The 17,361-nt window shown below is 56.4% G+C and carries 17 protein-coding genes; 8 read left to right on the plus strand and 9 right to left on the minus strand.

The genetic code is table 11. The annotated features are described in order from the left end of the window. Position 1 precedes the first annotated feature (1 nt). The 3 genes from lpxD to ACR0DK_RS11285 are packed head-to-tail and all read left to right on the plus strand — an operon-like array spanning position 2 to position 2,600. Positions 2 to 1,093 carry a UDP-3-O-(3-hydroxymyristoyl)glucosamine N-acyltransferase gene (gene lpxD / locus ACR0DK_RS11275; protein WP_223118032.1) on the plus strand — a complete coding sequence of 364 codons (1,092 nt, stop codon included), beginning with the start codon at positions 2 to 4 and terminating at the stop codon, positions 1,091 to 1,093. 32 nt (positions 1,094 to 1,125) lie between these two features. Next, positions 1,126 to 1,383, plus strand: a complete 258-nt coding sequence (locus tag ACR0DK_RS11280; RefSeq protein ID WP_170393043.1) for an acyl carrier protein — start codon at positions 1,126 to 1,128, stop codon at positions 1,381 to 1,383. A gap of 8 nt (positions 1,384 to 1,391) precedes the next feature. Next, positions 1,392 to 2,600, plus strand: a complete 1,209-nt coding sequence (locus ACR0DK_RS11285) for a beta-ketoacyl-[acyl-carrier-protein] synthase family protein (RefSeq protein WP_170393044.1) — start codon at positions 1,392 to 1,394, stop codon at positions 2,598 to 2,600. Positions 2,601 to 2,652: 52 nt separating this feature from the next. Here ACR0DK_RS11285 and ACR0DK_RS11290 read toward each other — a convergent pair whose 3' ends face one another. Further along, positions 2,653 to 3,252 (minus strand): invasion associated locus B family protein, encoded by a 600-nt coding sequence (locus ACR0DK_RS11290; RefSeq protein ID WP_170393045.1) that lies wholly within the window; start codon positions 3,250 to 3,252, stop codon positions 2,653 to 2,655. Between the two features lie 440 nt (positions 3,253 to 3,692). Between ACR0DK_RS11290 and ACR0DK_RS11295 the strand changes: the two genes are divergently transcribed. Next, positions 3,693 to 5,240: a helicase HerA-like domain-containing protein gene (locus ACR0DK_RS11295; protein WP_480736171.1), complete on the plus strand. Its 1,548-nt coding sequence runs from the start codon at positions 3,693 to 3,695 to the stop codon at positions 5,238 to 5,240. 45 nt (positions 5,241 to 5,285) lie between these two features. Here the strand turns inward: ACR0DK_RS11295 and ACR0DK_RS11300 are convergent, their stop codons facing one another. The 6 genes from ACR0DK_RS11300 to ACR0DK_RS11325 form a co-directional block, all read right to left on the minus strand. Further along, positions 5,286 to 5,498, minus strand: a complete 213-nt coding sequence (locus tag ACR0DK_RS11300) for a hypothetical protein (RefSeq protein ID WP_480438555.1) — start codon at positions 5,496 to 5,498, stop codon at positions 5,286 to 5,288. A 227-nt stretch (positions 5,499 to 5,725) separates the two neighbouring features. After that, positions 5,726 to 7,039 carry a branched-chain amino acid ABC transporter permease gene (locus ACR0DK_RS11305; RefSeq protein ID WP_170421678.1) on the minus strand — a complete coding sequence of 438 codons (1,314 nt, stop codon included), beginning with the start codon at positions 7,037 to 7,039 and terminating at the stop codon, positions 5,726 to 5,728. Beyond that, positions 7,036 to 8,046 (minus strand): branched-chain amino acid ABC transporter permease, encoded by a 1,011-nt coding sequence (locus ACR0DK_RS11310; protein WP_170625894.1) that lies wholly within the window; start codon positions 8,044 to 8,046, stop codon positions 7,036 to 7,038. The genes ACR0DK_RS11305 and ACR0DK_RS11310 overlap by 4 nt, the downstream gene beginning before the upstream one ends. A gap of 85 nt (positions 8,047 to 8,131) precedes the next feature. Then, positions 8,132 to 8,962, minus strand: coding sequence for an ABC transporter ATP-binding protein (locus ACR0DK_RS11315; RefSeq protein ID WP_170393050.1), 831 nt, complete (start codon positions 8,960 to 8,962; stop codon positions 8,132 to 8,134). Continuing rightward, positions 8,959 to 9,747 carry an ABC transporter ATP-binding protein gene (locus tag ACR0DK_RS11320; RefSeq protein WP_170393051.1) on the minus strand — a complete coding sequence of 263 codons (789 nt, stop codon included), beginning with the start codon at positions 9,745 to 9,747 and terminating at the stop codon, positions 8,959 to 8,961. Before ACR0DK_RS11320 ends, ACR0DK_RS11315 begins: the two co-directional genes overlap by 4 nt. Before the next feature lie 125 nt (positions 9,748 to 9,872). Further along, positions 9,873 to 11,054, minus strand: coding sequence for an ABC transporter substrate-binding protein (locus tag ACR0DK_RS11325; RefSeq protein WP_480736176.1), 1,182 nt, complete (start codon positions 11,052 to 11,054; stop codon positions 9,873 to 9,875). A gap of 170 nt (positions 11,055 to 11,224) precedes the next feature. Between ACR0DK_RS11325 and ACR0DK_RS11330 the strand changes: the two genes are divergently transcribed. Together ACR0DK_RS11330 and ACR0DK_RS11335 are read left to right on the plus strand one after the other, a co-directional pair. Then, positions 11,225 to 12,319 carry a PQQ-dependent sugar dehydrogenase gene (locus tag ACR0DK_RS11330; protein ID WP_480736178.1) on the plus strand — a complete coding sequence of 365 codons (1,095 nt, stop codon included), beginning with the start codon at positions 11,225 to 11,227 and terminating at the stop codon, positions 12,317 to 12,319. Positions 12,320 to 12,407: 88 nt separating this feature from the next. Next, entirely contained in the window at positions 12,408 to 12,935 is a 528-nt protein-coding gene (locus ACR0DK_RS11335; RefSeq protein WP_170562711.1) for a GNAT family N-acetyltransferase, read from the plus strand. Positions 12,936 to 12,955: 20 nt separating this feature from the next. Here ACR0DK_RS11335 and ACR0DK_RS11340 read toward each other — a convergent pair whose 3' ends face one another. Next, the gene (locus ACR0DK_RS11340) at positions 12,956 to 13,960 is read right to left on the minus strand and encodes a GlxA family transcriptional regulator (RefSeq protein WP_170393055.1); all 1,005 of its coding nucleotides are present in this window, start codon (positions 13,958 to 13,960) and stop codon (positions 12,956 to 12,958) included. Between the two features lie 169 nt (positions 13,961 to 14,129). Between ACR0DK_RS11340 and ACR0DK_RS11345 the strand changes: the two genes are divergently transcribed. Beyond that, positions 14,130 to 15,500: a class II 3-deoxy-7-phosphoheptulonate synthase gene (locus tag ACR0DK_RS11345; protein WP_480736181.1), complete on the plus strand. Its 1,371-nt coding sequence runs from the start codon at positions 14,130 to 14,132 to the stop codon at positions 15,498 to 15,500. Positions 15,501 to 15,555: 55 nt separating this feature from the next. Here the strand turns inward: ACR0DK_RS11345 and ACR0DK_RS11350 are convergent, their stop codons facing one another. Then, a complete protein-coding gene (locus ACR0DK_RS11350) occupies positions 15,556 to 16,227 on the minus strand; it encodes a PAS domain-containing protein (protein WP_480736183.1) in 672 nt (223 codons plus the stop codon). 232 nt (positions 16,228 to 16,459) lie between these two features. Between ACR0DK_RS11350 and ACR0DK_RS11355 the strand changes: the two genes are divergently transcribed. Next, entirely contained in the window at positions 16,460 to 17,350 is an 891-nt protein-coding gene (locus ACR0DK_RS11355; protein ID WP_170393692.1) for a YicC/YloC family endoribonuclease, read from the plus strand. Positions 17,351 to 17,361 lie beyond the last annotated feature (11 nt).

Raw genomic sequence — 17,361 nt, forward strand, 5'->3', positions numbered from 1 at the left:
CATGCAGTTTACCGTTCAACAAATCGCCGATTCCCTGGGGGTCGTCGCAGAAGGCCAGACTGGCCTGACCATCTTGCGGGCAGCCGAGCCGGGAGATGCCGGGCCAACCGATCTGGCCATGGCGATGTCGCCAAAATATGCTGAAGCTTTGGAGACCGGTTCAGCACGGGCCGCGGTTTTGTGGGATGGCGCGGACTGGAAAGCACTGGGGCTTGAGGCCGCCATTTTTGTGCAACGCCCCCGCATGGCGATGGCAGGGATCACCGCGATGCTGGATCGCGGGCAGGGGATTGCGCCGGGAATTCATCCATCGGCTGTCATTGATGAAACCGCCGAGATCGGGGTAGACGTATCGGTCGGCCCGCTTGCTGTTATCGGTGCGCGCGCGCGCGTCGGCGCGGGTTCGGTTATCGGCGCGCATTGCGTGATCGGTATGGATGCGTCGCTTGGTGAAAACGCTCTGCTGCGCGAAATGGTCAGCATCGGTGCGCGGGCTCAAATCGGTGATCGCTTTATCGCGCAGCCGGGTGCCCGTATCGGCGGGGACGGTTTCAGCTATGTCACACCAGAAGTCTCGGGTGCCGAAAATGCGCGGAAAACTCTGGGTGATCAGGGGGATGCAAAGGCGCAAAGCTGGTTGCGCATCCATTCGCTGGGTGCGGTCGAGATTGGCGACGACGTCGAAGTCGGCTCGAACTGCACTGTCGACAACGGGACCATACGCAATACTGTAATCGGAAGTGGATCGAAACTGGATAATCTTGTCCACGTGGGACACAACACCCGAGTCGGGCAGGATTGTTTGTTATGTGGTCAAACCGGCGTTTCTGGTTCGGTCGAGATTGGCAATAACGTGGTACTGGGTGGTCAGACTGGTGTTGTCGATAATATTTTCATCGGTGATGGCGTGATTGCCGGTGGCGGCACCAAGATTCTGTCAAATGTTCCAGCTGGTCGCGTGATCATGGGCTACCCGGGCATTAAAATGGAAAGCCATACCGAGATATATAAAGCCCAACGTCGTCTGCCCCGATTGTCGCGCGACGTCGAGGCGTTGAAAAAGGCTGTTTTCAAACAGCCTTCAAGTGATTAAATCATCCCCAAGGCGAAAATCAGGGGATCGAGATGAGCATCAGCGACCGCGTCATAGCAATCATTGCCGAACAGGCCGTGCTTGAGCCTTCGGATGTGACGCCCGACAGTACGCTCGAAGAATTGGGCATCGATAGCCTGGGTCTTGTTGAGAGTATCTTTGCCATCGAGGAAGAGTTCGATATCACCGTGCCCTTCAACGCAAACGAGCCCACATCCGGCGATTTCGACATTTCGAATGTGACAGCGATCATTGCGGGTATCGAAAAACTCGTGTCTGAAAAGGTCTGACCGCTGGTATGAAACGCGTCGTCATTACGGGTGCTGGCACCATTAACGCGTTGGGCCATTCCGTCCCCGACACTCTGGAAGCCATGCGCGAGGGTCGTTGTGGTATCTCCGAGCTTGAGTTTCGTGATGTGGATCGCCTGTCGATCAAGATCGGCGGTCAAGTCCGGGGTTTTGAGGCCGAGGGCCGTTTCAACCGCCAACAGATGACGCTGTATGATCGGTTCACGCAGTTCACGTTAACCGCCGCCAAAGAAGCGATCGATCAATCCGGTATCGTATTCTCGGGTGACACAGCCGCGCGGTCGGGGGTGGTGCTGGGAACGGCTGGTGGTGGCGTCTCCACCTGGGATGACAACTACCGCTCGGTTTACGAGGATGGCAAAAATCGCGTGCATCCTTTTGTCGTGCCCAAGCTGATGAACAACGCGGCGGCCAGCCACGTTTCGATGGAGCACAACCTAAAAGGCCCTAGCTTTACAGTATCAACAGCGTGTGCGTCCTCGAACCATGCAATGGCGCAGGCATTTCAGATGGTGCGCAGCGGGGCAGCGCCCGCAATGGTGACCGGTGGGTCCGAGTCGATGCTGTGCTTTGGTGGCGTCAAGGCATGGGAAGGGCTTCGCGTCATGTCAAAAGATGCCTGTCGGCCCTTTAGCGCAAACCGAAACGGGATGGTGCAAGGCGAAGGTGCGGGTGTTTTTGTGTTCGAAGAATACGAACACGCGCGCGCGCGCGGAGCAGATATCCTGTGCGAGGTCGTGGGCTTTGCCATGTCCTCGGACGCGGCCGACATAGTTATGCCGAGCAAACAGGGTGCAGCACGGGCCATGGCCGGGGCGCTATCGGATGCACGGCTGAATGCAAGCGATGTGGGTTACATAAATGCCCATGGGACCGGCACGGCTGCAAATGACAAAACCGAATGTGCAGCCGTTGCTGGTGTGTTTGGTCCGCACGCCGACGATCTGATGATTTCGTCAACAAAGTCCATGCACGGACACCTGATCGGCGGTACCGGCGCAGTTGAGCTATTAGCCTGTATCATGGCCCTGCGCGACGGGGTGATCGCCCCGACCATTGGCTATGAAGAGCCCGACCCCGAATGCGCGCTAGATGTGGTGCCAAACGAGGCGCGTGAGGCGAAAGTTAATGTCGCCCTTAGCAATGCTTTCGCCTTTGGTGGGCTGAACGCCGTTCTTGCGTTGAAGCGTATATGAAGAAGCCGCCGTGTTATCACGGCGGCTTTCTTATTCGATGCTTTTGCGGGGCTTAGTTTATGGAAACGTTCAGTCCGTCAAATCCTGCTGTGAAGCCAGACAAAGACATGTCCATATTCAGAACCTGATCTGGCAGGCGCGCAGGAACCAGCGACAGCACTGCCTTTTGGCCTGATTTCATCGCGTCGATATCACCCTGTGTCAAACCCAGTTGCGCCACGCAGCCAACTGGAATGCAGTGGTGATAATTGTAAAGCTTGCGCGGTGCCCCATCGATCGACATAGCCAATTGCGCCTGCAGCAGGGTTTCGAGCGGTACAACAACATTCGCCCAAGCAACAGCGGCACCGCCTTCGGGCAGTTTTCCGATCGAAACTTCGGCAATCGGATCACCCTGTTGGTTATTGAGGATCTGAACCATCGCGCAGGGATCGTCTTCGCCTTCGGTTTTGATGCAGGAAATATTCCATTCACCCGTTTGTTCTTTGACGTATTGCTCGCCAACACGGGGACCGGATTCACCCAGATCCAGATCGCTGCCAACTTCGGCTTCAGCACCGGCTTCAGGTTGCTGTGTGGTTTCCTGCGCAAATGCTGTTCCGCACAAAAGTGCTGCGGCCGCCACATTAAAAGGGACAAGTTTCCTGATCATGAATGCCTCATCTAACTGATCCTGTTTTTTGTTTCCTCTATCACCGCAATTCAGTGGTGTCAGGGTAAATCCGAATTCCAGACCGGGAATTGATCGTTTTTTGCCGAAATGCGTGGGAAACACCGCGATCTGCAACGAAAAAGGGAGCCGGTGGAGCGGCTCCCTTCCTGAATATTTTCTCCCCGTCGGACTGGCCGACTTAGTTATGCGCAGACGTTACGAAAGGGGAACCCGTTGGTCAACTCCTAACCCTAAAAAACTATTCTTGCGTCTTTCGGTTTTTGTAGAATTTAAAAAAAGCCGTGCCAAAAGGCACGGCCAGTCGACAGGGAGGAAGTTTGCCCCCGCAGCCAGGCCACGAGAAGCAACATTTACTCTCGCAGCGAAAGGTTAACTTTGTATGCTTGCAGCAGATCGGTAGAATTCGGGACAGATTTTCAATGGACAACAAGATCTTCGTAGGCGGTGGTGGCGACGGCTATACAGTGGCACAGGGGCTGTCGCTGAAATATGCGAACCGCCATGGCCTGATTGCTGGTGCGACCGGTACGGGCAAAACGGTTACGCTGCAAATTCTGGCTGAAGGCTTCTCACAGGCGGGGGTTCCAGTGTTTCTGGCCGATGTGAAAGGTGACTTGTCGGGGCTGGCGCTGCCTGGAAGCGAAACCCACAAATTACACCAGGCTTTTTTGGATCGGGCCGCGAAGATCGGGTTCGGCACATTCTCTTACGCCGCGTGTCCAGTCACGTTCTGGGATCTGTTTGGCGAGCAGGGGCATCCGGTCCGGACCACAGTAACCGAGATGGGCCCACTGCTGCTATCGCGATTGATGGAACTGAGCGAGGCGCAGGAAGGCATTCTGAACATCGCCTTTCGGGTCGCAGACGAAGAAGGCATGCCGCTGCTTGACCTGAAAGACCTGCAGGCATTGCTGGTCTGGATAGGCGAGAAACGTGCCCAACTATCGCTGCGCTATGGCAATGTCTCGACATCTTCGATCGGTGCTATTCAACGCCGCTTGCTGGTTCTGGAAAATCAGGGCGGTACCAATCTGTTTGGCGAGCCTGCGTTGGACCTGGCCGACCTGATGCGGACAGATGCGAACGGGCAAGGGATGGTGAACATTCTGGCCTCTGACAAGCTGATGGGCTCTCCGCGTCTGTACGCGACTTTCCTGTTGTGGCTGCTTAGCGAATTGTTTGAAGAACTGCCCGAAGTGGGGGACTCTGAAAAACCGAAACTGGTGTTCTTCTTTGATGAAGCGCACTTGCTGTTCGAGGACGCCCCCAAAGTGCTGGTGGACAAGGTCGAGCAGGTGGCGCGCCTGATCCGATCAAAGGGCGTTGGCGTTTATTTCATCTCGCAGAATCCGGCGGACATCCCGGAAGATATTCTGGGTCAGCTGGGCAACCGGGTCCAACATGCGCTGCGGGCCTTCACAGCGCGCGACCGCAAGAATCTGCGACTTGCTGCTGAGACCTATCGTGAAAACCCAGCTTTCGATACTGAGACCGCAATCCGAGAGGTGGGCGTGGGCGAGGCCGTGACGTCGATGCTGCAAAAGAAGGGTGTACCGGGCGTTGTCGAGCGCACTTTGATCCGGCCACCGGGCTCCCAACTTGGTCCGATTACCAAAGCTGAGCGTCAGTCGGTGATCAAAGCTTCGCCGATGGATGCAAAATACGGCAAGCGTATCGACCGCAAATCGGCGTTTGAGATTCTGCAGGCGCGCGCGGATGCCGCTGCGAATGCGGCGGAACAGGCGGAATCCGACGAAGTTCTGGAACAGCAGACCCCGGCAGAACGCGAATACGCCTCGGCCCGAAGGTATTCGGGCAACCGCGTTGGGCGATCGTCATCTCGTCTTTCGCGCAAAAAGGATACCTTCGCCACGGCCATGAGCGAGGCCGTGATCAAAGAGCTGAAAGGAACAACTGGCCGCCGCATCGTCAGGGGCATACTGGGCGGCTTGTTCCGCAATCGATAGAATCCGGAGCGCAGCGCGCGCCGAACCAGTCGCGCGCCCATATTGTTATCGATTAAGCCGGCGCAGGCCTTCCTGTCTGCAATAATTATCCGCCTCGGGCACCGACATTTTGGTGGCCGGAAAATCGATTGCGCGGTCCCAGGTGACGCGGTCCTGGCGGTAAAGCTGGCAGGTCACAACTCCTTTGGGCGTCTGGACCTTGACCGGGGTGGTCTCCAACTGTTCGGGTGAGGGAATACACGCTGATAGCGTTGCCATCAGCGGGATCCCGATTGCGAAAACTCTGAGTGGTTTAATCATTGCGACTACGGTGCTCTCATCTTGGTTAACTGTCAGATCGTTACAACTCCGCACCAAACAAACATGGTATGGGGCACAGCGCGATGTGGTGGATCACGATACACCGATTTAGAGCGTTCTGACTCGCCGCACAATAAAACGCACCGATTAACGGTGCGTTAGGGGAATTTCGCAAGAAATTTTGCTTATTTCTCGGGGATCAGCCCTCTTGGACTGAATCTGAGAACAATCAAAAGAATCAGCCCCATGGTGAACAGGCGCATATGTGCGGCGCTATCGATCAGATGCGTCTTAAGTGCGCTGCCGTCAGGCATGCCTGAGGTTATCAGGTTCATCAGCCACAGGCCCATGGGTTCGACTTGAACCCACAGGAACCAGATCAGGAACGCTCCCAGTACGGCACCGAAATTGTTGCCCGACCCGCCGACGATCACCATGACCCAGACAAGGAATGTAAAGCGAAGCGGGTTGTAAGTGCCCGGCGTCAGCTGCCCGTCCAAAGTGGTCATCATCGCACCGGCGATGCCGCAGATGGCCGAGCCCAGCACGAAGATCTGCAGATGGCGGCGGGTGACATCCTTGCCCATCGCCTCGGCTGCGACCTCGTTGTCGCGGATGGCGCGCATCATGCGGCCCCAAGGGCTTTTCAACGCCATCTGAGCCATCCACAGCAGCACCAGGAGCACGATCAGGAACAGCAAAGAGTAGCCCAGCTTGACGGAAAGCGTCGAGGCAGTAACCGGATCCAGCCCGAACCACTCGGCCCTTGCAAGGAAAGTTGGGTCTTGCTGCAATTCAACTTCGTAGCCAACCACCGGTGAGGGGCGTGGAATGCCGTAGACGTTCTTGACCCCACGTGCCAGCCAGTCCTCGTTTTTCATGACGGCGATGATGATCTCGGCGATACCAAGTGTGGCGATTGCCAAATAGTCCGAGCGCAGGCCCAGCGCTGTTTTTCCGATCAGCCATGCTGCGCCCGCCGCCAAAAGTCCCCCGGCAGGCCAAGCGAATAGGACAGGAAGGTTCAAACCGCCGATATTACCAGCGACAGCAGGATCAATCGCTTCGATCGCAGCTACGTTGGGATCAAAAATTGCGCGGTAAACAAAAAAACCTACGACCAGAATACCGATGATTGCAAAGGTTTGTGTGCGTCCCTTGGGCATTTTTTGGGCCACCATCACAGCTGCAACCACGGTTGCCGCGCCCATTAAAAGCGACAGGATGACGCCATATCCTCCACCAGACCAGGCGCCGGGGGTTGGGGGTGTCGAAACCAGCACAACCGCTAGCCCGCCCAGCGCGACAAAGCCCATGACACCAACGTTGAAGAGGCCAGCAAAGCCCCATTGCAGGTTGACGCCAATCGACATGATGGCCGAGATCAAGCCCATGTTCAGGATCAGGATTGCGGCGTTCCAGCTTTGGGTGAATCCGGTCAACAGGATGAGTGCGCCGACGACCACAAAAAGCAGCGTGTTTTTGACGGGCTCGCTCATATCACTTTTCCTTTGAACAAGCCGGTTGGCTTAAACAGAAGTACGATCAGCAAAATGGCAAAGCTGACAGCGAATTTGTAATCGGTGGACAGGAACTGCACCAAACCTGACGGCTCCAGATTTTCAGGTGCCAGATAAGTCAGCACTTTCTTCCACGCGTAGGTGATCGTCACCTCAGAAAACGCGATGATGAAACCGCCCGCGATAGCGCCCAGAGGGTTTCCTAGGCCACCCACGATAGCCGAGGCAAAAATCGGCAGCAAAAGCTGGAAATAGACAAATGGCTTGAAGCTTTTGTCGAGGCCGTAGAGCACACCAGCAGTGGTCGCCAGCGCGGCAACGATGATCCATGTGATCATCACCACGCGCTCGGGGTTGATACCGGACAGCAACGCAAGATCCTCATTGTCAGAATAGGCCCGCATTGATTTGCCGGTGCGCGTTTTGTTCAGGAACCAGAACAACAGCGCCACGGCGACAACCGCGACGATCACCGTGATGCCCTGGGAGGTCTTGATTGCCAGCCCTTCACGCAGCCCAGTCATCGCCTTGAAATCTCGCGCCGAGACGATGAAACGCGCTCCGTCCGAGAACCTCTGGTCATCCGGACCGATGATGAAACGAACCAGCCCGTTCATGATGAACATCACGCCCATCGAGACGATCACCAGAATGACAGGCTTGGCCTTCTGTTCCCGATAGAAGCGATAGACCAACCGGTCGGTGATCAGCACCAGAACGATACAGCCCAGAATGGCAAAGGGCAGGGCGAGCAGAGCCGTTGGCAACGGCCCGAAACTGACGCCTGCGGCTTGCAGGCCCCAAGTGACCAGCACCGCGATCATCGCGCCAAAGGCCATCGTATCGCCATGGGCAAAGTTCGAAAACCGCAGGATGCCGTAGATCAGCGTCACCCCCAAAGCGCCCAGCGCCAACTGACTGCCATAGGCGATTGCGGGAACAAGAACGAAGTTGGCGAGCGCCACAAGGGCGTTGAGGAAGTCCATTAGTTCGTTACCTCATTTTCCAAGTTCGTACGTCTTTTCGACCTGATTTCAGAGTGATCAAACACGAGAGTAGCTGTCACTGGCGTCATCCCCCCAAGAAACTCTTGCGAACTTCTGGATCGGCCAACAGCTCCTTGCCTGTCCCGGTATAGGCATTGCGACCCTGGACCAGTACATATCCCTTGTCCGCAATCTCCAGCGCCTGACGGGCATTCTGTTCGACCATCAGGATCGGTAACCCGGTGCGCGAGACCTCGATGATCCGGTCGAACAGCTCATCCATCACGATTGGTGAGACACCGGCGGTGGGTTCGTCCAGCATCAACACCTTGGGCTGGGTCATTAGCGCACGGCCCACGGCGACCTGTTGACGTTGACCACCTGACAGCTCTCCGGCGGCCTGATTGCGTTTGTCGCGGAGAATGGGGAAGAGGTCATAGACCTGTTCCATCGTCTGGCTGATGTCGTCGCGCCGGATGAAAGCACCCATCTCTAGGTTCTCTTCCACTGTCATCGACGTAAAAATGTTCGAGGTCTGCGGGACAAAGCCCATGCCGCGTACCACGCGGTCTTGCGGGCTGAGATTGGTGATATCTTCGCCATCCAGCCGCACAGACCCTTGGCGTACGTCCAGCATGCCAAACACAGCCTTCATTGCGGTGGATTTGCCCGCGCCGTTGGGGCCGACGATCACCGCGATCTCGCCCTTATCAACGGCGATGGTGCAGTCATGCAGGATGTCCGGCCCTTTGCCATAGCCACCAGTCATGGTGTCGCCAATCAGGAAAGGACCGCCCTCGACCCGATGCGTTTCACCGCTTTTGCGATGCGCTGGTGTCATGGTGCCGACGCCATGCGTATTGGTGATCGAGGCGTCCTTGTTGCCCTTGTCGTCCTGGTAGGGGTTGTCGCTCATGCGCCCGCCTCCAGCTTGTCTTTGTTCTTCAGGCCGGTGCCTAGGTAGGCTTCGATCACGTGTTCATTGGCCTTGATCTCGTCCAGAGTGCCTTCGGCCAGCACCTTTCCCTCGGCCATACAGATGACCGGGTCGCAAATCTTGCCGATGAAATCCATGTCGTGCTCGATAACGACGAAGGTATAGCCGCGTTCCTTGTTCAGGCGCAGGATCGTGTCGGCGATGGTCATCAGCAGGGTGCGGTTCACACCAGCGCCGACCTCGTCCAAAAACACGATCTTGGCATCGACCATCATGGTTCGGCCAAGTTCCAGCAGCTTCTTCTGACCGCCCGAGACCTGACCGGCCTTGTGATCGGCCAGATGTTCGATTGTCAGGAACTCCAGCACCTCATCGGCTTTCGCCCTAAGTGCGCGTTCCTCATCCGCGATACGCTTACGCCCGAACCATGTGTTCCACAGCGATTCCCCGGATTGTGCGCCGGGCACCATCATCAGGTTTTCACGGCAACTCATCGACGAAAACTCATGCGCGATCTGGAAGGTGCGCAGCAGGCCCTTATGAAACAGCTCGTGCGGGGGCAGGCCAGTGATATCCTCACCGTCCATGTGTACCTTACCGCTGGTCGGTGGAAGTACGCCCGCGATCACGTTGAATAGCGTGGTTTTTCCGGCCCCGTTCGGTCCGATCAGACCGGTGATCGAGCCCTTTTGGATTTCCAGCGATGCCCCGTCCACCGCATGAAACCCGCCGAAATGCTTGTGCACGTCATCGACGACGATCATCTTTTCCCCTAGCCGCCGTTTTCGGCGTTTTTACCATCCCCGTTAACCGGAGTGCGGCCTTTTTTCATTGAAACAGCCCGGACACAAGGGCCGGGCTGCTTGTTTTTATGACTTTTAACCTTGGATCAACGGAAGTTGACGGTCTTGTTTTCGCCGTCGGTCACCTCGATCTCGCGATAGGAACCTGCGCTTTCACCAGGGCCGATCAGCTCAACGCCCGATGCGCCGACATAATCGATGTCCTGACCGGCAGCCAACAGCTCCAGACCTTTAGCCAGTTCTCCGGGGAAGATTTGCTCACCCGGAGCATTGGCGACATCCATGATTTTCGCGCCGTATTCAGCGGGGTTGGTCGAACCTGCGGCCTGCATCGCCAGCATGAACAGCGCGGCGGCGTCATAGCTTTCCGGCGAGTAGGGCGACGAACCGTCAAAGCCCGCGGCTTCTGCCATGGCAAAATACTTCTCGGCACCTTCACCGCCCGAACCAGCGATCTGACCGAACGAGCCGTTCAGGTCGGGGCCAACGTTTGCGGGCAGCGAGTCACCGATCATGCCGCCGGGCAGGCCGAACGTGTCAAACGCCCCGCTGTCCAGAGCCGACTGGATGATGCCCAGACCACCTTGGTCCAGATATCCGGCGACCACGAGAATATCGCCACCGGCAGATGCCAGCGCGCCAACTTCGGCCGAGTAGTCGGCTTTGCCATCTTCATGCGCAGCAACGATGGTGACTTCGCCACCCGCTGCTTCGAACGAAGACTGGATCGCATCCGCCAGACCTTTGCCGTAGTCGTTGTTGGTGTACGTCAGAGCAATCGAGCTGATGCCACGGTCATTCAGGATGTCTGCCATTACCTGACCTTCACGCGCATCCGACGGCGCGGTGCGGAAGAACAGGCCGTTGTCTTCCATGGTCGACAGACCCGGAGACGTGGCCGACGGCGAGATCATGACCATGCCGTTCGGGATTGCGACGTTTTGCAGGATCGCGCCAGTGACGCCCGAGCAGTCGCCGCCGATGATACCGGCAACGCCATCGGCAATCATACGTTCGCCGTTCGAGGTGGCCAGACCATTGTCGATACAGCCGGTATCGGCGCGGGTTCCGGTCACGCTTGCGCCGTCCAGCAGTTTGCCGGATTCGGTGACCTCAGCCATCGCCATTTCAGCGCCCGAACCCATGGCCGGGGCCAGCGATTCAATCGGGCCTGTAAAGCCGAACAGCACGCCCAGCTTCACGTCCTCGGCCATAGCGGTACCCGCCAGCAGAGCGGTTGCTGCAGTAGCGGTAAGCAGCTTTTTCATTAGGTTACTCCCTATTTATCGTTTGAACGTCGTCGTTCTGGGCATGACCCTAGGCAAGCTGTCCGAAAAAGAAAAGTCCTAACAAAAAAGTGCTTTTGAAAGCAGCAATCCTATCTGTTTTGTTAGGCTAGGTCAGTTTGTTGCGGTGCACCACTAGGGATTGGGTCGATATGATCAGAACTTTTGCGATTCTCATTCTGTCGTGCTGGTCGATTGCAGGCTGGTCCGATGTCATCAACACAACCGGCGGGCCGGTTCAGGTTACTCAGGTGGTCAGAGGCCTTGATACACCTTGGGCGATTGGCATTCTTCCGGATGGCAGCTTTGTTGTCACTGAGCGAGATGGCGAGCTTTTGTACGTTGCCGGAGGTGAGGCGAAGCGCATCAAGGGTCTGCCAAAAGTGGTCGCGAACGGGCAGGGCGGTTTGCTAGATGTCACCATCGCGCGTGACTTTAATCAGACCCGCGAGCTTTTTCTGACTTTCTCCAAATCGCAACGAGGCGGTGCAGGCACCGCTGTCGCTGTCGCTCGTTTATCGGAAAACGGAGAACGTCTAACCAATCTGCGCGTGATATTCGAGGCCTCTCCCGGTGGCTCAGGCGGGCGCCACTTTGGTTCTCGCGTCGTTGAAGCGAATGATGGCACGTTGTTCGTCACTATCGGTGACCGAGGTGATCGCCCGGCTGCGCAGGATCGAACGAACCACATGGGTACGGTCATTCGGATCAACCGTGATGGTTCAGTTCCCAGTGATAACCCGTTTGTGGGCAATCCCGGTGTCCTCCCCGAGATCTGGTCGTTTGGTCACAGAAACGCTCAGGGTGCCAATTTGGATCTGCAGGGTCGGCTTTGGATTTCGGAACACGGGGCAAAAGGCGGGGATGAGGTTAATCTGATCAGACCCGGTGCCAATTATGGCTGGCCAGTGATTTCGTATGGCGTTCATTATTCGGGTCAGAAGATCGGTGAAGGCACGTCGAAGCAAGGAATGGAACAGCCCGAGCATTATTGGGATCCTTCCATCGCACCCTCTGGCTTGATGGTCTATTCCGGGAAACTTTGGCCGGAATGGAAGGGGAATCTGTTCGTTGGCTCTTTGAAATTCGACTACATTGCACGTTTGGCGGGCGATCCACTGCGTGAGGCTGAGCAGATCGAAGGCCCCGAGACCGAACGTGTTCGCGACATCGCCGAAGCACCAGATGGGTCGATCTGGTTCATTTCCGTCGGGCAAGGCGCGGTTTACCGAATGACGCCCCTCTGACGGTTTTAAACGGGGTTAGGGCGTTTGCTTCTATGCCATTCGGTCACGGTGTATCTGTTCCGGGCTTCAGGGTGATCAGGAGATTTGAATGAGTGATTTTGTAATCGAGCTTTGTGAAACAATGCCGCCAAAGCGCGAACTGAATACGATCCTGGCACAATATTACGCGCTTATCGTGCAACGAATGCAGGATATGGGCTTTGAGATTGATCCAGCGGCCCCCGAAAGCGCATTGGCGGAGTTTTGGGCGCATACAGAGGATTACCTACCCCCGAATGGATGTCTTGTGGTGGCGCGAAACGATGCCGGAGACATCATTGGATGTGGGATGCTGAAACGATTTGATCACCAAACCGGTGAACTTAAACGGGTTTTTGTGACCGAGGAGGCACGGGGGACCGGTGCCGGGCGTGCCTTGATCGAAGCCCGGGAACAGGCCGCGCGTGATATGGGTTTGAAACGCCTCATCGCCGATACGCTTACACCGAATGTCGAAATGCGCGACCTGTACCCCAAACTTGGTTTTGTTGAACTGGACTCACCAATCGAAACCACGACCTATCTGGATCAACCGATGTTACGGCCGCACCTGCACTACTTTGCGAAAGATTTGTAAGGTTTCCCTGCGGCTTTGGATTAAACAGACAACCGACCGCTCTGTGCACCGCGTTCGCGATAAGGCGTGGTGTTGTAATGCGCCCGGTAGCATTTAGAGAAATGCGACGGGCTGGCAAAGCCGCAAGCCAGCGCCACATTGATGACGCTCATATCGGTCTGCATCAGCAAGTTCCGCGCTTTATGTAGGCGCAACTCCATGTAGTAGCGCTTGGGCGAGCGGCTGAGATAGCGGCGGAACAGACGTTCTAGCTGGCGCGTCGACATGCCTACGTCCTTGGCTAGAATAGAAGGCGAGATTGGCTCTTCTATGTTCTTTTCCATCATCAGGATAACCTGACTGAGCTTGGGGTGGCGCACGCCGATCCGTGTAGGTGTCGACAAACGTTGCGTGTCCTGATCCGTACGTATCGAAGAATAGATCATCTGATCAGCGACCGCGTTGGCCAGATCTTCTCCGTAATCTTCGGCAATCAGCTTGAGCATCAGGTCAATCGAGGATGTGCCGCCTGCAGTTGTCATTCGGTTGCCATCAACCAAAAACACCGACTTGGTCAGCTCTACAGTGTCGAATTCTTCGGCAAAACTGTCTGAGTTTTCCCAATGGATCGTAGCGCGCTTGCCTTCCAGCAAACCGGCTTTGGCCAGCGTATAGGCCGCGGTGCAAAGACCGCCGATTTTCAACCCTTTACGCGCTTCGCGTCGTACCCAGTTCAGGATGCGTTTGGTGGTTGCCGCTTGTACATCGACCCCCCCGCAGATCAGGACGACGTCGTCACGCTGCAATTCGGTCAGATCAGAATCAAGATTGAAAGAAGTACCGGCTGAACAAGTCACTGTTTCACCGCCTTCGCCCGTCAAGGTCCAGGTATAAAGCTCTCGGTTGGCCATTCGATTGGCGATCCGCAGACTGTCCAAAGCCGAAGCGAATGACAGAAGGGAAAACTTGTCCAAAAGCACAAATACAAAGTTATGCGGCTTGCCTGTGCTATGATCCACAGTGACAACTTGGCGTTGCTCTTGCATGGCGAACTGTCCTTGATTCGGCGCGCACCGGGATTTCCACGGTGGCGGATATGCCAGTCACCATGCTCAAAGCTTGATTATGGCGTCAAGAGGCGCAAAAGGGATATGGCCTCTCATTCATGCATTTTGTATAGAGGCCACCTGAAATACTTCAGCGGAGATAAAAGCTATGACTGAATGGCAAAAAACGAACTGGCGCAACAAGCCCCGGGTTCAGATGCCAGACTATACCGACGCGGCCGCGCTGGCCAAAGTCGAGGCGCAGCTTTCGCAGTATCCCCCGCTGGTTTTTGCGGGTGAAGCGCGACGGCTGAAGCAGCATCTGGGAGCCGCGGGTCGTGGCGAAGCGTTCCTGTTGCAAGGCGGGGATTGCGCTGAAAGCTTTGAGCAGTTCAGCGCGGATGCGATCCGTGACACGTTCAAGGTTATGCTGCAGATGGCAATGGTGCTAACCTACGGCGCCAAGGTTCCCGTGGTTAAAGTTGGCCGCATGGCGGGCCAGTTCGCAAAACCGCGCAGTGCATCGACTGAGGTTGTGGACGGTGTGGAGCTGCCCAGCTACCGCGGTGACATCATCAATGAGCTGGCCTTTACACCCGAGGCACGCATACCGAATCCCGACAAGATGCTTCAGGCCTATACACAGGCGGCGGCAACACTGAACCTGCTGCGGGCGTTCTCGACCGGTGGTTTTGCGGATATGAGCCACGTGCATTCGTGGACGCTGGGTTTTGCCGACGGGCAAGACGTTCAGAAATACTCTGAGATCGCCGACCGCATTCAGGATTCGATTGACTTCATGGGGGCTGCTGGCATCACCGCCGACACCACCCACGAATTCTCATCGGTGGAGTTTTACACCAGCCACGAGAGCCTGTTGCTTGAGTACGAAGAGGCGTTGACCCGTCTGGATTCGACCTCGGGCAATTGGTTGGCCGGTTCTGGGCACATGATCTGGATCGGCGATCGGACCCGTCAGCCCGACGGTGCGCATGTCGAGTTCTGCCGGGGTGTTCTGAACCCGATTGGTCTGAAATGTGGCCCGACAACCAGTGCCGAAGACCTCAAGGTTCTGATGTCCAAGTTGAATCCCGAAAACGAAGAGGGGCGTCTGACTCTGATCGCGCGCTTTGGTGCAGGTAAAGCGGGTGAGCATCTGCCGCGTCTGGTCAAAGCCGTAAAGGAAGAGGGCGCACAGGTTACTTGGGTCTGCGATCCGATGCATGGCAACACGATCAAATCCGCGACCGGCTACAAGACCCGGCCGTTTGATTCCGTGCTGCGCGAAGTACGCGATTTCTTTGGCGTACATCAGGCTGAAGACACGATCCCCGGTGGTGTTCATTTCGAGATGACAGGGCTGGATGTCACCGAATGCACCGGAGGTGTGCGCGCGGTGACCGAAGAGGATCTTTCGGATCGCTATCACACAGCTTGTGACCCGCGCCTGAACGCCTCGCAGTCGCTGGAACTTGCATTCCTTGTCGCGGAAGAACTGACCAACCTACGTCGTGACCGCAGCAAGCGCGCTGCAAGCTGACTTCGAATACATCCTGAATTAGTAAGACGGCGGGCCTCATGCCCGCCGTTTTCATTTAGTCGTCACGTGATGATACCAACCTTAAGTGCGGTGCCCCTTTGAACGTGGTCTGGTCTTCAGCGAACCCCTCTGCTTGCTGTTGGACAGGCCTCGGAGGCTGTTGCAAATCAGAGATCGTGTTGACGCGGCGATCCGAGACGATGAAGCGACGTGGTGTCGACCCGATGGTTCCGTCGCTGACCATGACCCCAAGAATGCGGCTGACGTCGCCCAGATCGCTTTTAAGCGGCAGCAGGATCATGCGGGCCTGAAGGCTGGTTCGTCCCAGCTTGCCTTTCGAAAGCAAGCCCAGTTCGGCAACCGCGGGGCGGGTGAGGACTTGGTCCAGAATGGATTTGACATCATCGCGGGCGCTCGGTTCGAAAAAAGCCGTTAGAGGCATACCGCGAACTTCCATGCCCGCCAGATTGTTCAGGTGACTTCCCGCCAGCCGAAACCGGGCCAACCCCGGCGCGATGCGTTCCAGTATGAAAGTGTATTCGAGAATATTCTCCAGGCCGCGCGGATCGATCTGCGAGCGCATCGGAACGCCTTTACCTGTCAGCAAGGCGGTCCAATAGGCTTCGGCCTGACGGATGGGAGAAAGGCTTCGCCCGCTGTCAAATCGGTCCATTGCGATGATCTTTCCAAGTTCTGAGCCGGAACCAGTCCCGAAAAAGGTTTTCATTTCATCACCCTACCATCAATCACTCGCGATTTTCCTAAAATGCCATCTAATGGGCAAAGCTGCGATCCGCCAGCTTTTCTGACTGTCAGATTGACACGGGTTAATACAATTTTGGAGCAATTCTTTAACGAATGGTTAACCTCTTGGCACTGATTGGGGAATGAGCAAGGTCTTGCCCCTTGCTGGTCAATGGCATTAGGTGCGACCAGTGAATTTGACGGAAAGGGCAGGCATGATCAAATCCATGACCGGTTTCGCCTCGGGCAAGGGGGCGTTTGGTCCCCATAGCTGGACTTGGGAATTGCGCAGCGTCAATGGCAAGGGGCTGGATCTACGTCTGCGGCTTCCCGATTGGTTGACAGGGTTAGAGGCCGCGCTGAGAGGCGATCTGTCGAAGCAGGTCAACCGAGGGAACATCACGCTGTCCCTTCGGATGGGACGGGAAGAATCCGCCGCGGATGTCCGGTTGAATACCCCAGCGATGGAAGCTGCGCTGGATGCACTGGCCCAGACCGAAGCGCTTGCTGGCGCGCGGGGCGTATTGTTGGCTCCGTCCAAAGCCAGCGATCTTCTTGCCTTGAAAGGCATGTTGGAAGCCGGAGCTGACGCGGATGATCCAGCCCAGCTTGTCGAGCACCTGAAGTCTGAGTTCGGTGGCTTGCTTGCTTCATTCATTGAGATGCGCGGTTCCGAAGGTGAAGCTCTGTCAGGCATTCTTGCGGGACAACTCGACCAAGTCGCAAAGCTGACGGATCAGGCCGCTGATCTGGCCGAGCGTCGCCGCGAGGAAATGGCGCAAAACATGCGCGAAAACCTGACACGCGTTCTCGACAATACGCAAGGTGCGGACCCTGATCGCGTTGCACAAGAACTGGCCCTGATCGCGGTCAAGGCCGATATTACCGAAGAAATTGACCGGTTGAAGGCCCATGTCACTGCGGCGCGTTCCCTTTTGACGCAAGACGGCCCGGTTGGGCGTAAGCTGGATTTCCTGATGCAAGAATTCAATCGTGAGGCCAATACGCTCTGCTCGAAATCGCAGAATGCCGAACTGACGGCGGTTGGGTTGGAGCTGAAAGCGGTCATCGATCAGATGCGCGAGCAAGTGCAGAACGTGGAATAAGGACGGGAACA

The sequence above is a fragment of the Ruegeria sp. CE6 genome, from assembly GCF_056537485.1.

Excerpts from the sequence above, each read along its gene's own strand:
- lpxD (WP_223118032.1), top strand. The coding sequence starts at position 2 with ATGCAGTTTACCGTTCAACAAATCGCCGATTCCCTGGGGGTCGTCGCA.
- ACR0DK_RS11355 (WP_170393692.1), top strand. The coding sequence starts at position 16,460 with ATGATCAAATCCATGACCGGTTTCGCCTCGGGCAAGGGGGCGTTTGGT.
- ACR0DK_RS11300 (WP_480438555.1), bottom strand. The coding sequence starts at position 5,498 with ATGGCAACGCTATCAGCGTGTATTCCCTCACCCGAACAGTTGGAGACC.
- ACR0DK_RS11330 (WP_480736178.1), top strand. The coding sequence starts at position 11,225 with ATGATCAGAACTTTTGCGATTCTCATTCTGTCGTGCTGGTCGATTGCA.
- ACR0DK_RS11325 (WP_480736176.1), bottom strand. The coding sequence starts at position 11,054 with ATGAAAAAGCTGCTTACCGCTACTGCAGCAACCGCTCTGCTGGCGGGT.
- ACR0DK_RS11280 (WP_170393043.1), top strand. The coding sequence starts at position 1,126 with ATGAGCATCAGCGACCGCGTCATAGCAATCATTGCCGAACAGGCCGTG.
- ACR0DK_RS11335 (WP_170562711.1), top strand. The coding sequence starts at position 12,408 with ATGAGTGATTTTGTAATCGAGCTTTGTGAAACAATGCCGCCAAAGCGC.
- ACR0DK_RS11290 (WP_170393045.1), bottom strand. The coding sequence starts at position 3,252 with ATGATCAGGAAACTTGTCCCTTTTAATGTGGCGGCCGCAGCACTTTTG.
- ACR0DK_RS11285 (WP_170393044.1), top strand. The coding sequence starts at position 1,392 with ATGAAACGCGTCGTCATTACGGGTGCTGGCACCATTAACGCGTTGGGC.
- ACR0DK_RS11320 (WP_170393051.1), bottom strand. The coding sequence starts at position 9,747 with ATGATCGTCGTCGATGACGTGCACAAGCATTTCGGCGGGTTTCATGCG.
- ACR0DK_RS11350 (WP_480736183.1), bottom strand. The coding sequence starts at position 16,227 with ATGAAAACCTTTTTCGGGACTGGTTCCGGCTCAGAACTTGGAAAGATC.
- ACR0DK_RS11345 (WP_480736181.1), top strand. The coding sequence starts at position 14,130 with ATGACTGAATGGCAAAAAACGAACTGGCGCAACAAGCCCCGGGTTCAG.
- ACR0DK_RS11340 (WP_170393055.1), bottom strand. The coding sequence starts at position 13,960 with ATGCAAGAGCAACGCCAAGTTGTCACTGTGGATCATAGCACAGGCAAG.
- ACR0DK_RS11315 (WP_170393050.1), bottom strand. The coding sequence starts at position 8,962 with ATGAGCGACAACCCCTACCAGGACGACAAGGGCAACAAGGACGCCTCG.
- ACR0DK_RS11305 (WP_170421678.1), bottom strand. The coding sequence starts at position 7,039 with ATGAGCGAGCCCGTCAAAAACACGCTGCTTTTTGTGGTCGTCGGCGCA.
- ACR0DK_RS11295 (WP_480736171.1), top strand. The coding sequence starts at position 3,693 with ATGGACAACAAGATCTTCGTAGGCGGTGGTGGCGACGGCTATACAGTG.
- ACR0DK_RS11310 (WP_170625894.1), bottom strand. The coding sequence starts at position 8,046 with ATGGACTTCCTCAACGCCCTTGTGGCGCTCGCCAACTTCGTTCTTGTT.